This is a genomic window from Dehalococcoidia bacterium, assembly GCA_030648205.1.
Lineage (GTDB): Bacteria > Chloroflexota > Dehalococcoidia > JAUSIH01 > JAUSIH01 > JAUSIH01.
On record JAUSIH010000047.1, the window covers coordinates 1 to 13195 of the forward strand.

Below are 13195 nucleotides of genomic sequence, written 5' to 3' on the forward strand. Positions count from 1 at the left end.
GAGCCCGCTTCTCCGGCCCGTCAGCATGGCGCTTATCAGCGTGTCCATGCTTGCCATGGCCATTCTCGCCACGGATCTGTCCTACGTCACACTCGTCGCGCTGACCGTTGCCGCGGGATTTGGCTCCGGCGCCTTCATCACGACAAACAACACGGTCCTGCTCAGCGCGCTGCCTCCCAGCGAGCGCGGGTTCTCCGGAGGGATGCTGGAGACCACGCGCCAGCTTGGGCACACCATAGCCGTGGCACTGGTGGCCGCCGTCGTGGCCGTGGTGTTGAACGGCGCGGACGGCGTGAACGCCAGTCCCCGCATGTACCTTGAGGCCTTCCGCTCCGCCTGCTTTGTCGTGGCCGGGGTCAGCGCCGCGGGCGTTGTCGTCGCCTCTCTGGGCGTGAGTCGTCGGGCCGGGGCTGTGCAGGCGCCGCAGACCGCAGTGGTGGCGGGCGCGCGCTCTCCGGACTAGCGAAGGGCACGGGTCCGGCATGACTACGTTTCTCCGGTTCCTGGAGGGCCAGCGTCCGCGCTACGGCGCGCTGGAAGGCCAGACGGTGTACCCGCTTGTCGCGGGGACGCCCTTCGGGCCGTTCAGGCAAGGGCGTGAGGGCCGCGCCTTATCCGAGGTGAGGCTGCTGCCTCCCTGCCAGCCGTCGAAGATCATCGGAATGGCGGTGAACTACCCCACGCACATGCGGGACGGCGCTCGTCACATGGGATCGGAGGTCGCCGTCGGCGAGCCGCAGGCGTTTCTGAAGGCGACATCCTCTCTTGTCGGGCCTGACGACGACATCGTGCTGCCGCCGGGCGCGGGGCCGGTGCACTACGAGGGGGAGATGGTGGTAGTCATGGGACGCCGATGCCAGCGCGTCACGCCGGAGAAGGCCCTGGACTATGTCCTGGGCGTGACCTGCGGCAACGATGTGAGCGCCCGCGAATGGCAGCGGAACGACAAGCAGTGGTGGCGCGCCAAAGGATCGGACACATTCGCGCCTCTGGGGCCGTGGATTGTGACGGGCCTTGATCCGCGGGACCTGGGGCTGGAATTGCGATTGAATGGGCAGACGCGCCAGCAGGCCCGCACCAGCGAGCTAATCCACGGCGTGCCGGACATCATCAGCTTCATCAGCCGCTACGTGACGCTGGAGCCGGGGGACGTTATCTACACGGGCACGCCGGGCACTACCGACGAGATGCGTGCGGGAGACGTGGTGGAGGTGGAGGTGGAGGGCGTGGGAGTATTGCGCAATCGTGTCCGCGGCGGCTAGCCTTTCTTCATCCGAATGAGGGTGCTCAGGGCCTTTGCGATCAGCTTGCCCCGACCGTCCCGCACCTCGCATTCGCAGACTAGGGTACGCCCGCCCTCGTGGATGACCCAGCCCTCCGCCACAAGGTCGTCCTCGGACACGGGCGCCATGAAATTCACCTTCATCTCTATCGTGACAAACGGGTGATCGTCAGTCGTCAGGGACATGACCGCGAACGCCATCGTCGAGTCCACCAGCGTGGCGATGATGCCGCCCTGCACAATGCCGCCGCCCTGCTGGTGGCGAGTGTCCACGTGAAGGCGAATGCGGGCCCTGCCGCGCTGGGCATCCAGCAGTTGGAATCCCCCCAGCGTCCGGGCAAAGGGGGCATGAGCGAGCCTGGCCCGAAGCTGCTCGACCCGCGCCGGGGGCAGAGCCTGAGTCGCAGGGCTATCCGACATGGTATGACCTCTCCTTATCGTACCCGGGCGGGACAAGGCTGGCTGGACGCTTTGGCGGGGGTAGCCGCTGCCCGAGGTGGCCGTGACACGCAAAAGGAAGCGCTCCGTTCAGGAGCGCTTCGCCGCCTGGCGGGGAGAGCGCCGCATGCTAATGCACGCGCCGGATGGACTCCTTCTGGTCTTTGATAACCTTGTCGTACTGGGTGTCGAAGTCGGTCTGGATCTGGTGCCAGGCCGCCGCGAACTCCGGCAGCGCCTCGACGTCGGGGGCCTGGCCCTCGGGGCCTCGCCTCTGGCCCTGGCGGCCCTGCATGGCCTGGGCCTTGGACTCGAACTGCTTGTGTAGTTGCTGATAGGCCTGCTGGAGCTGCTGGCGACCCACCGTCTCGTAGTGCTGGATGGTGCCCTGCAGGCCAGTCAGGATAGGGTCAAGGCGCTTCTTGTCCGACTTCAGGGCGCGCACTCCCTCAATGGCCCGCAGCGCCGCCCCCTTGATCTGGGGTGTCCGCGGCACATCAATGTTCGCCAGGAAAATGTTCTCAATGGCTTTGGCCACGGTGGACTGGGCAGCGGCGGGCAGCTTGTTCAGTTCCGCTTTGATATCCACCTGCTCCATCTTCAGGAACCGCGCCGCTATTTTCTCCCCCTCCGGCTGGTAGGTCCACTCGGCAAGCTCCTCCGGCGAGGCCTTGCCCAGCTTTTCGGCCCGCTCCAACGCTCGCTCCAGGGCGCTCTTGATTGGCTCGCTCATGCAGCCTCCATTCACAACACGCTAGACTGCTCTATTGTAACGCACGACGCAAGGCGGGGCGTGAACTTGTCTTCCCGTGATACGTTCTGTATAGTAATTGTGCCCAGCGCCTCGTCAGGCGGAACGGTCGCCATCGGCGCACGGGGAAAAGGAGCGCGCTATGCCACAAGTCGGCTTGCCCGAGTTGATTATCATCCTGGTCATCGTCCTGTTGCTTTTTGGCTCGTCCAAGCTGCCGGACCTGGCCCGCGCCATGGGCAAGAGCATCCGGGAGTTCAAGAAGGCCTCAACGGGTGAGGATGAGCCGAAGACGCAGGAAAAGGCCTCGGAAAAGGCCGCCGCCGACCAGCCCGTGGCCCAGGCGAAGGACAACGGCAAACCGGCGGACGCCAAGAAGCAGAGCTAGCGTCCGGTTTCGGAAATACGTTCCCTAATCCATGTCATACCGGCGGAAGCCGGTATCCAGAGAAGCACCGGAGAACGCTGGATTCCGGCCCCATATCGGGTACGGGGCAAGCTCTGCACCGGAAAGACGGTAGTGTCCGGGGGCGTTTTCTTGAATAGATTCTCGTGCATGAATTAGTATGCGTACTTCAGGGACAGGACGCTAGGTTCTGTTGACAATCTGTGTTTCCCCGCTCATGGTGAGCTTGTCGAAGGGCGAGCGGACAATGTCAACAGAACCTAACATCGCCTGACACCCACTCTGTTGCTTCTGGCCTCGTCTTCGCTTGAGGCGTTTCGGCGCTCGCGACCTCGCCGAGACAGGGGGATACCGTGGCCCGGACAGCGGCGGTCAAGTCGGCGCTGGCGAGGGACCTGGAGGCTACTCTGGGTCCCGACGGGGTGGTGTGGCGGCCCGAGGACATCCTCGCGTACGAGTACGACGGCTCAATTGACCGGGGCCTGCCGGTCGCCATCGCGTTCCCGCGCGACGCGGCGCAGGTCGCGGCGGCGGTCCGGATAGCGCGGCGGCACGGCCTGCCCGTGGTGCCTCGCGGCGCGGGCACGGGACTCTCCGGCGGCGCCATCGCGTCGGAAGGCGGCGTCGTCGTGGCGCTGACGCGCATGACGCGCATTCTTGAGGTGGACGCCGCCAACGCCATCGCCGTTGTGGAGCCGGGCGTGGTCAACCTGGACCTCTCGCTGGCCGTCGCCCAACATGGCCTGCGCTACGCCCCTGACCCCTCCAGCCAGCGCGCCTGCACGTTGGGCGGCAACGTCGCCGAGAACGCGGGCGGCCCGCACTGCCTGGCCTACGGCGTCACGACGAACCACGTGCTGGGCATGGAGGTCGTCCTCGCGGACGGCGCCATCGTCTGGCTCGGCGGAAAGACGCCGCGCCATGCGGGCTACGACCTGCCGGGCGTGATGGTCGGCTCCGAGGGCACCCTCGGCATCGTCACCAAGATCATCGTGCGGTTGCAGCGCCTGCCGGAGGCGGTCCGCACGCTCGTCGCGGTCTTCCGCGAGATGGACCAGGCCTCGGCGGCGGTTTCCGCCATCATCGCGCGCGGCATCATCCCCGCGGCGATGGAGATGATGGACAGGGTGGCTATCGAGGCGGTGGAGCCCGCCGTCCACGCGGGCTATCCACCGGAGGCGGGCGCGGTGCTGCTCATCGAGGTGGAAGGGCTGCGCGAGGAGGCGACGAGCGAGGCGGAGGAGGTTGAAGGCGTCTGCCGCGAGCTTGGCGCGGTCGAGGTGCGCGGCGCGGAGTCGCCCGCCGACCGCGAGAGGCTATGGGCCGGCCGCAAGGGGGCCATCGGCGCGCTGGGGCGGCTCGCGCCCAACTACTACCTGGTGGACGGCGTCGTGCCACGCACGCGGCTTGTCGAGGTGCTGCGGCGCGTCGGCGAGATAGGCCGGCGGCATGGCGTCCGCATCGCCAACGTGTTCCACGCGGGCGACGGCAACCTGCACCCCTGCATGCTGTTCGACGAGCGCGTGCCTGGCGACACGGAGCGCGTGGTGAAGGCGGGCGCGGAGATCATGCGGCTGTGCGTGGACGTGGGCGGCGCGCTCACCGGCGAGCACGGCGTGGGGCTGGAGAAGCGCGACTACATGCCGTGGGCGTTCAGCGACGCGGACATGGAGGCCATGCGCAGGCTGAAGGCGGCCTTCGTGTCCTTCGACTCCGCTCAGGATGAACCGGGCGACGGCGGCGACCTGTTCAACCCGGGCAAGATATTTCCATCGCCGAAGGGCTGCCGCGAGATACCCCGTACCATGTTGCAGCGCGGCGTGCTCGGCCCCGGCGACTTCGTGTAGAGGTACGTATGACTTTACAGCCAGAGATGCTCGCAGTCGGGATAGCTCAGGGGATCATAGCACGTCTCATTGTCGATCTGGCGAGAGTCTTTACGAAAGACCCTGGGAAAGACCGCACAGCCCAAGCTGTTTTTGTCCCGCGCCCGCCCGACTCGGGTTTTATGGGGCGCGAAGGGGAGAAGGAGGCCGTGGTCCGCGGTCTCCGCCAGAATGATGCTGTGCTTCTGTGCGGGTCGCCTGGCGTCGGGAAGTCCGCCATTGCACTGGCTGTGGCCCATGAGCCGGATATCCAGAGGCACTTCGGAGGACGTGTCCTGTGGATCACCGCGCCGGAGGCCACGCTGGACAGCCTGTGCACCAGCATTCTCCGGCAGGCGAGCATGGGCGAAGCGCTCAAAGACCTGAAAGGCGACCAGGAAAAAGCGAGCGTCGTGCGCGGGGCGCTGACACAGGCAAACACGCGCGTCCTGTTTATACTGGACCAGGCAGACAACGCGCCCGGCGCCGGAGCGTTTTGTCAGCAGGTGACATCCTCTGTCCTGGTGACGAGCCAGCAGCGAATCAGCGGGCTTTCGTGCGTGGACGTCCAGCCTTTCAGCGGGACCAAGCGCGAGCGCATCATGGCGGAGCAGCTTCTTGATGCCAATGCCCCTCGGAAGCTGAAGCGCGGCGAAAAGCAGTTGCTCTCGACCGTCGCACGCCAGTGCAGCTACCTTCCTCTGGCGCTCGTCCTGGCGGGCTCGCAGCTTCACGAAGGCTACACCGTGCAAGACCTCTCCCTCGACCTGACGGAGCGCGGCCTGGACCCGCTGGCGGACCCCGTGGACTCCACGAACTCCGTCCGGGCAACCTTTGATCTGGCTTACCAGCGGCTTGACCCCCCTCTGCAAAAGTTGTTTTCCTGCTTTGGCGCGTTCAACCTCCTGGAGGCTCCCATTAGCCGCGACGCCGTGCTGGCCGCTTGCAGCGCGGGACAACCCCGTGACCTTGCGCTGCTGGCGGCCCGGTCGCTCATTACAGCGCCTAAAGCGAGCAAGAAACAGGCCGCCCAGAGCTACACCATGCACTCCCTCCTGTGGCGCTACGCCTGCGAGAAGCTGGGCGGCGACCCCGCGCCGAGGGCGCGCGCTCTGGACTACTTTACCAACGTGGCGCGGAAGCATCGCCAAGAAAGATGGCAGCACTACAGAGAGATGGACGCCGCGCTTCCGCACGTCTTTTTCCTGCTGCGCTGGGCGAAGGAGCACGCCGACCGCGACGTGTCCTTGAAGGGGGCCGCGCTGCTGAACGTGACCCCTGAGTTCCTGGACAGGCGCGGCTACTGGGAGGAATGGGTTGAATGGGGGCAGTGGGCGCTCAACACAGCACGGGCGGCGGGGAACAAACCCTTGATAGCGGACAGCACCCATCACCTGGCGGTGGCCTTTCAGAACCGAGGTGAGATGGAGGGAGCGCGGGCGCTGTGCGACGAGAGCCTGAAGATCGAGCGGGAGTTGGGGAACAAGGGCGGGATTGCGGTCACGCTGCACCAACTGGGGAACCTGGCCTATTTGCAGGGGGACTACGCGGGAGCGCGGACGCTGTACGACGAGAGCCTGAAGATCGAGCGGGAGTTGGGGAACAAGGACGGGATAGCGCGAACGCTGCACCAGTTGGGGAACTTGGCCTATTTGCAGGATGACCACGCGGGAGCGCGGAAGCTGTACGACGAGAGCCTGACGCTAGAGCGGGAGTTGGGGGACAAGGGCGGGATTGCGGCCACGCTGCACCAGTTGGGGGCGCTGGCGCAGGATCAGGATGACCACGCGGGAGCGCGGAAGCTGTACGATGAGAGCCTGACGCTGAATCGGGAACTGGGGAGCAAGGGCAGGATCGCGGTCACGCTGCACGAGTTAGGACGGTTGGCGCAGGCCCAAGCCCAGGGGGACTACGCGGAGGCGCGGCGGTTGTACAGGGGGAGCCTGGCGCTGAAGCAGGAGCTGGGAGACAAGGACGGGATTGCGCGAACGCTGCACCAGTTGGGGACGCTGGCAGAGGTTGAGAAGCGGACCGAGGAAGCGACGGGCTACTACCGGCGGGCGCTCGCCATCTTTGAGGAGCTTCACTCGCCCGACGCGGAAGTGGCACGGAAAGCCCTGGCGCGGGTTACAGGTGGCAAGGGCGGCAGCGCGGACGCGGCCACCAAGGAAAAGACGTGAACGCTCCCGCACTCCCCGACCTCGGCTGCCCGCTCGCGCCGCCGGAGGCCTGCCCGCGCTACGCCGTTGACGGCGTCGTCCCAAGGGCGGTCGCGCTCCCCGCGACGGAGGAGCAGGTCGCGAGCGTGCTGCGCGTCGCGCACGCCGAGGGGCTGGCGGTGACGCCGTGGGGCGGCGGGACGCAGATGGCGCTGGGGGCTCCTTCCGCGGAAGGACGGCTGGACGTCGTGCTGGACATGTCGCGGCTGAGCGCCGTCGTCGCGCACGAGCCCGCCGACCTCACCGTGACTGTGCAGGCGGGTGCGACCATCGGGGCGGTGAACGCGCACCTTGCACGCTCCGGGCAATACCTGCCGCTCGACCCGCCGCTGGCGGACAGGGCCACCATCGGCGGGACGCTCGCCGCGGACGCCAGTGGGCCGCTGCGCCAGCGCTACGGCACGGCGCGGGACGTGACGCTGGGCGTGCGCGTGGCGGGGCCGGACGGCGTGGTCACGAAGGCGGGCGGCAGGGTAGTCAAGAACGTGACCGGCTACGACTTGACCAAGCTCTACATTGGCTCGCTGGGAACGCTCGGCGTCATCCTGGAGGCGACGTTCAAGGTCGCGCCGCTGCCCCGAAGCGAGTCCACGGCCCTGGCGCGCTTCGCGACGGTCGGCGACGCGCAGGAGGCGGCGCTGGCTCTGCTGCGTCGAGGCATGCGGCCTCTGGCGCTCGACATAATAAACACAGGCGCGGGCCAGAGCGTGGCGGCGATGGGCGGAGAAGCGACGCGAGGCCGGGCCGTGCTGGCGGCGCGATTCGGGGGGACGGCGCTGGCGGTGGAACGCATGGAGCGGGAGATGCTCGCCCTTCGACAGGCTCAGGGAGAGCGGATCGAGGTGCTGCACAACGAGGCGCACCGGCGCTTCTGGCGGGCCGCCGCCGACTATGGATGGGGCGACGCCATGCCGCCGACGCTTGTCACAGTGGCCTCGGTGCTGCCCACGCAGGTCCCCGTGTTCATGGAGGCGATTGTCGTTGCGGGTGGTAGGGGAGGGCTGGTGGGGGAGAGCGTGGCGCGCGCGGGCGTGGGCGTGGTGCGCACGTTCTGGCGCGCCGCCGACCCTCTGGCCGCGGATGCGTCCCCTTCCGTGGAAGGGCGGGCGGTGTCCGCCCTTCGAGAGTACGCGACGGCGCTGGGCGGGACGCTGGTGGTGGAGGCGTGCGCGCCGGACGTGAAGCGCCTTGTGGACGTGTGGGGGCCGCCCGGCCCGGACGTGGATGTCATGCGACGCGTCAAGGCCCAGTTCGACCCGAAGGGCGTGCTGAATCCCGGACGGTTCGTGGGAGGCATTTAGTGGCGTTGACCGATAGCGCCCCGCACGATGCGCCGCCTGCGTCCGGCCTGCTCTCGCCGGACGCGCCCTCCGACGCCGACCTCTATCGCTGCGTCCACTGCGGCCTCTGCCTGAACTACTGTCCCACGTACCTGGAGACGGGCCTGGAGACAGAGTCGCCGCGAGGGCGCATCTTCTTCATGCGCGCCCTCCGCGAGCAGCGGCTGCCTCTGAACGACGCCGTCGCCGGGCACTGGAGCATGTGTTTGCAGTGCCGCGCGTGCGAGGCGGTGTGCCCGTCAGGGGTGCGGTTCGGCAGGCTGATGGGCCAGATGCGTCAGGAGACGTTGCTCCGGCGACCGCCCGGTCGCCGCGAGCGCTTCGCTCGCTGGCTCGCCTTCTGTGCGCTGCTGCCGCACCCGCGCCGCCTGCGCGTTGCGGGAGGGCTGCTGCGCCTCTACCAGCGCAGCGGCGCGCAGGCAGCGCTGCGAGCGATGGGCCTTCTGCGACTCCTGGGTCTCGCGGATATGGAGGGCCAGCTCCCGCCCGTGCCGTCGCGAATGTTCGCCGCGCGGGGACAGGTCTACGCCGCCCAGAGCGAACGGCGTATGCGGGTGGCGTTCTTTTCCGGGTGCGTCATGCCCGTGTTCTACGGCCCCGTGCACGAGGCGACGTTGCGCGTGCTGACGCGCAACGGCTGCGAGGTAGTCGTTCCGGCGGCGCAGACGTGCTGCGGCGCGCTGCACCTGCATAGCGGCGAGCGTGAGATGGCGCGGGACCTGGCGCGCCGGACCATCGTCGTCTTCGAGGCCGCGCGCGCCGACTACGTTGTGGTGAACTCGGCGGGATGCGGCGCGCAGCTCAAGGAGTACGCGGAGCTGTTCGAGGGTGACCAGACGTGGAAGGCGCGCGCCGAACGCTTCAGCGCGTCGGTGCGGGACGTGACCGAGCTGCTGGCCGCGCTGCCGTTCGAGCGCGGGCTGGCCCTTCGACAGGCTCAGGGTCAGCCGCTGCGGGTGACCTATCAGGACCCCTGCCACTTGGCGCACGCCCAGAGGGTCACGGACGCGCCGCGCAGGCTGCTTCGGGCCATCCCCGGCCTCACGCTCGTCGAGATGGAGCGCCCGGACGTCTGCTGCGGCGCGGCGGGCAGCTACAGCCTGGTCGAGCGGGAGATGTCGCGGCGACTGCTAGAGCGCAAGATGGACGCCATCGCGAGCATGCGCGCGGACGTCATCGCGACGGCGAACCCGGGGTGCCTGCTGCAACTGCGGGCGGGCGTGCGGCAACGCGGGCTGCGGGCGCGCGTGGCGCACGTGGTGGAGCTGCTCGACGAGGCGTACAGGGCGGGGGAGGTTGACTAATGTATGACATTGCATTACAATAACAGAGAGTGGTCTAACCCATGAACATAGTTGAGTTGCTATGGGACGACGGCAATATAGAGCACATAGCGCGTCACGACATCTCTCCTGAAGAGGTAGAGGACATCTGTTTTGGATTGCATATCGCCTATCGGGGGCGTCAGTTCAGGTACGTGCTATACGGTCGGACGTCGTCGGGGCGCTATCTCATGGTAGTTCTTGCCAGGCGTCGGATTGGCTGTTACCGTCCGGTGACAGCTCGAGAACTGACGGATGCGGAGAAGCGCGCTTACAGGCGCAGATTCATTCATTAGGTGAGGGGCTATGATGCGCGAGAAGACTTATCCCGTGCCTTCATTCAAGTCGGCTGAGGAAGAGGCGACTTTCTGGGAGACGCACAGCCCTCTTCTGGAGGGATATGAGGGCGAAGCGCAGACGCGTCCGCAGACACGGACGTCCATCATCTCGGTGCGTTTGATGGGTAGAGAGATCGGTGCGCTGCGCGAAGCCGCCCGGCGAGCAGGTGTGGGGCCGACGACCATGGCGCGCATGTTCATTCTTCGTGGTCTCGACGCAGCGGAGAGAACGTCTGACCTGGACGCCCGCCTGAGCGTCCTGGAAAAGAAGGTGAAGCGACTCGCCGTTGGATAACCTCAGGTCAGTGTCACCTGCGTCATCGTCGTCTCCCTTTGCTCCACGCAGCTACGGCTTGGTCCCCTTCTTGCGCTCACGGCGATAGTGCGCGCTGGCGGCCTCCGCGCCCGACTGTCCTTCCGTGGAAGGACGCCCCTGCTTCGCCATCGCCCTCTCCAGCGCCTCCAGGAACAGCAGCACGTTCCCCTCGTTGCAGGAGTGTCCCATCAGCCCGACGCGCCACACCTTGCCCTTGAGCGGCCCCAGTCCGCCGCCAATCTCGATGCTGTCCTCGGTCAGGAGCGCCTTGCGGACGGCGGCGTCGTCCACGCCGTCCGGTACGCGCACCGTGGTCAGCATGGGTGCGCGGTGTCCCGCCTCGGCGTGGAGGGCCAGGCCCATCGCATCCAGGCCCGCGTACAGGGCTGCGGCGTGCAGACTGTGGCGCTCCCATCGCGCGGGCAGGCCCTCCTCCAGCGCCAGCCGCACCGCCTCGTGCAGCGCGTAGGTCATGGAGATGGGCGCGGTGTGGTGATAGACGCGCCCCGCGCCCCAGTACTGCTCGACGAGGCCCATGTCCAGGTACCAGCTCTGGACCTTGTGCGTCCGCTTGCGCATCGCCTCCACGGCGGCCTCGCCGAAGGTGATGGGCGCGAGGCCGGGCGGCGCGCCGATGCACTTCTGCGTCCCGCTGTAACAGATGTCCACGCCCCAGCCGTCCACGGCGACCTCTGCGCCGCCCAGCGACGTGACTGTGTCCGCCAGGAAGAGCGCGCCGTAGCGGTGCGCCAGCTTCGCCGCCTCGGCGATGGGCTGGAGGATACCCGTGGATGTCTCCGCGTGCACCAGCGCCAGCAGCTTGACCTGACGCTGCTTCTTGAGCGCGCCCTCGATTGCCTCCATCGAGATGATGCGCCCCCACTCGGCCTCCACGGTGACGACCGTGGCGCCGCAGCGCTGGGCCATCTCCACCATGCGCCCGCCAAAGTAGCCGTTGACGCCGATGACCGCCGTGTCGCCCGGCTCCAGGGCGTTGCAGATGCCGGCCTCCATGCCCGCCGAGCCGGTGCCGGAGACGGGCAGCGTCAGGCGGTTCTTTGTCTGGAAGACGGCCCGCAGCCCCTCCATGACCTGGTCCATGATCTTCAGGAACTCCGGGTCCAGGTGGCCGACGACGGGCGCGGTGAGCGCCGCCATCACCTCGGGCGGGACGGAGCTGGGGCCGGGGCCGAGAAGCGTGCGGACAGGCGGATTGACGGGCGCGTACGGAGGCTGAGGCATGGGGACTCCTTTATGCGGCAAGCTGAGTCTGAGCGTAGCCCGTCGGCTTGCGCATGTCAAGAACGCTCGTCGCGCTCGCCCTCTGGCCTGCGCTCCGCGATTAGTGTATCGTGTCTTTCGATGAGCAAACGTCCTGTTATTGCCGTGACGATGGGCGACCCCGCGGGCATTGGGCCGGAGGTGGTCGTCAAGGCGCTCGCTGAGCCGGACGCGCGTGCGGTCTGCGCTCCCCTGGTGGTCGGTTCCGTTCGCATTCTGGAAGGGATGGCGCGGAAGCTCGGCGCGCCGGTGCGCTTCCGCAGGGTTAAAGGGCTTGTTTCGCTGCCCGCCGACACGGTGGGAGTCGTGGAGCCGGACGGCGTGGACCCGGGGAACTTCGCGGTCGGGCAGGTCTCCGCCGCGTGCGGTCGGGCGGCCATAGCGTGCATCCTGCGCGCCGTGGAGTTGGTACAGCATGGCGAGGCGCGGGCTATGGCCACCGCGCCCATTCACAAAGAGGCGATGCGCCTGGCCGGCTACGAGGAGCTTGGGCACCAGGAGCTGCTGGCCCGGGTCACCGGCGCGCGCGATCTGGCCACCATGCTGGTCAGCGGAAAGCTGCGCGCCGTGCACCTGACCACGCACCGGTCGCTGCGCAACGCCTGCGACGCCGTGACGCGGGGGAACATCCTCGCCAAGCTGGGGTTGACCGACCGCTGCCTGCGCGCGTGGGGCGTGCCACGGCCGCGCATCGCGGTAGCGGCGCTGAACCCCCACGGCGGCGAGGGTGGCCTGGTCGGACGCGAGGAGGTGGACGAGATCGCGCCCGCCGTCCAGGACGCGCGGGCCAGGGGCATTGAAGCGCGAGGCCCGTTTCCGGCGGACTCGGTGTTTCTGCGGGCCATCGCCGGCGAGTTCGATGCGGTGCTCGCCATGTACCACGACCAGGGCCACATACCCGTGAAAGTGCACGGCTTTGAGCGCAGCATCAGCGTCACGCTGGGGCTTCCCTTCATCCGCACGTCCGTGGACCACGGCACCGCGTTCGACATCGCGGGAAAGGGCGTGGCCCAGCATGTGAGTATGGTGGAGGCCATCAGGGCCGCAGCGGCGCTGGCCACGGGCCGTGATCTGGGGAAGACGGGAGCAAGCGCGTCCGGGATTCGGCCCGGCCATCTCGCAGGAGAGTCGTAGCGGAGCCTATGCGTTTCAGGATAGCCACGTCGAGCATTCTCGACGTCCAATGGATGGCGCGAAAGATGGTGGGGCAGATACTGCGCCAGGACCTGCCGAGGCTTCAGCGGCAAGCGCGGCAGCCCCCCAACGGCTTCAAGCATCTTTTTGTCATCCCCAATGAGGGGTGCGTTGCCGTGCGGCTCATCTCGGCGGCATTCTCGCATCCCAACATGCGGCGCATCCTTGCCCCCTACGACGAGGCGATGGACGTCGTCTTTGTGGGAGTGCCCCGTGAGCTGCTCGAGCGAGGCGAAGACGCCTCCGCGATTATCGTCCGCGTGTGCCTGGATTGGCCGCAGGGACGGGAGGCGCTGACGTACGAGATGGGGCCGGACGTCCACCGCATGGGCGACTACGGGAGCAGTCGAGTCTTCTCGGATTAGCGCACCGCTGCGTGTCGCCGGGTCGGACGCCGGGCATTTCTTGCTCTGATGCGACGTCGTCTGCGAGAGTAGTTCCAG

The 13195-nt window shown here is 67.5% G+C and carries 13 protein-coding genes; 10 read left to right on the forward strand and 3 right to left on the reverse strand.

Annotation, left to right across the window (positions count from 1 at the left end):
* Positions 1-463, forward strand: a 463-nt coding sequence (locus tag Q7T26_06165) for a hypothetical protein (protein ID MDO8531737.1), incomplete at its 5' end; no start/stop codon positions are given.
* Between the two features lie 19 nt (positions 464-482).
* Positions 483-1262, forward strand: coding sequence for a fumarylacetoacetate hydrolase family protein (locus Q7T26_06170; GenBank protein MDO8531738.1), 780 nt, complete (start codon positions 483-485; stop codon positions 1260-1262).
* Here Q7T26_06170 and Q7T26_06175 read toward each other — a convergent pair.
* Together Q7T26_06175 and Q7T26_06180 are read right to left on the reverse strand one after the other, a co-directional pair.
* A complete protein-coding gene (locus Q7T26_06175) occupies positions 1259-1702 on the reverse strand; it encodes a PaaI family thioesterase (GenBank protein MDO8531739.1) in 444 nt (147 codons plus the stop codon). The genes Q7T26_06170 and Q7T26_06175 overlap by 4 nt on opposite strands.
* Before the next feature lie 148 nt (positions 1703-1850).
* Positions 1851-2453, reverse strand: a complete 603-nt coding sequence (locus Q7T26_06180; protein ID MDO8531740.1) for a hypothetical protein — start codon at positions 2451-2453, stop codon at positions 1851-1853.
* A gap of 160 nt (positions 2454-2613) precedes the next feature.
* On the opposite strand from Q7T26_06180, the gene tatA reads away from it, so the two are divergent.
* The 6 genes from tatA to Q7T26_06210 all read left to right on the forward strand — a co-directional run bounded on the left by tatA (position 2614) and on the right by Q7T26_06210 (position 10256).
* Positions 2614-2859: a twin-arginine translocase TatA/TatE family subunit gene (gene tatA, locus Q7T26_06185; GenBank protein ID MDO8531741.1), complete on the forward strand. Its 246-nt coding sequence runs from the start codon at positions 2614-2616 to the stop codon at positions 2857-2859.
* Between the two features lie 371 nt (positions 2860-3230).
* Complete coding sequence (locus Q7T26_06190) at positions 3231-4724, forward strand: FAD-linked oxidase C-terminal domain-containing protein (protein MDO8531742.1); 1494 nt, start codon at positions 3231-3233, stop codon at positions 4722-4724.
* An 8-nt stretch (positions 4725-4732) separates the two neighbouring features.
* Complete coding sequence (locus Q7T26_06195) at positions 4733-6922, forward strand: tetratricopeptide repeat protein (GenBank protein MDO8531743.1); 2190 nt, start codon at positions 4733-4735, stop codon at positions 6920-6922.
* Positions 6919-8262, forward strand: coding sequence for an FAD-binding oxidoreductase (locus Q7T26_06200; protein MDO8531744.1), 1344 nt, complete (start codon positions 6919-6921; stop codon positions 8260-8262). The genes Q7T26_06195 and Q7T26_06200 overlap by 4 nt, the downstream gene beginning before the upstream one ends.
* Complete coding sequence (locus tag Q7T26_06205) at positions 8262-9605, forward strand: (Fe-S)-binding protein (GenBank protein ID MDO8531745.1); 1344 nt, start codon at positions 8262-8264, stop codon at positions 9603-9605. Before Q7T26_06200 ends, Q7T26_06205 begins: the two co-directional genes overlap by 1 nt.
* 324 nt (positions 9606-9929) lie before the next feature.
* Positions 9930-10256, forward strand: coding sequence for a hypothetical protein (locus Q7T26_06210; protein ID MDO8531746.1), 327 nt, complete (start codon positions 9930-9932; stop codon positions 10254-10256).
* A gap of 51 nt (positions 10257-10307) precedes the next feature.
* Here the strand turns inward: Q7T26_06210 and Q7T26_06215 are convergent, their stop codons facing one another.
* Positions 10308-11519: an alanine--glyoxylate aminotransferase family protein gene (locus Q7T26_06215; GenBank protein MDO8531747.1), complete on the reverse strand. Its 1212-nt coding sequence runs from the start codon at positions 11517-11519 to the stop codon at positions 10308-10310.
* A gap of 120 nt (positions 11520-11639) precedes the next feature.
* On the opposite strand from Q7T26_06215, the gene pdxA reads away from it, so the two are divergent.
* Positions 11640-12692, forward strand: coding sequence for a 4-hydroxythreonine-4-phosphate dehydrogenase PdxA (gene pdxA / locus Q7T26_06220; protein MDO8531748.1), 1053 nt, complete (start codon positions 11640-11642; stop codon positions 12690-12692).
* 8 nt (positions 12693-12700) lie between these two features.
* A complete protein-coding gene (locus Q7T26_06225) occupies positions 12701-13117 on the forward strand; it encodes a hypothetical protein (protein ID MDO8531749.1) in 417 nt (138 codons plus the stop codon).
* Positions 13118-13195: the final 78 nt, after the last annotated feature.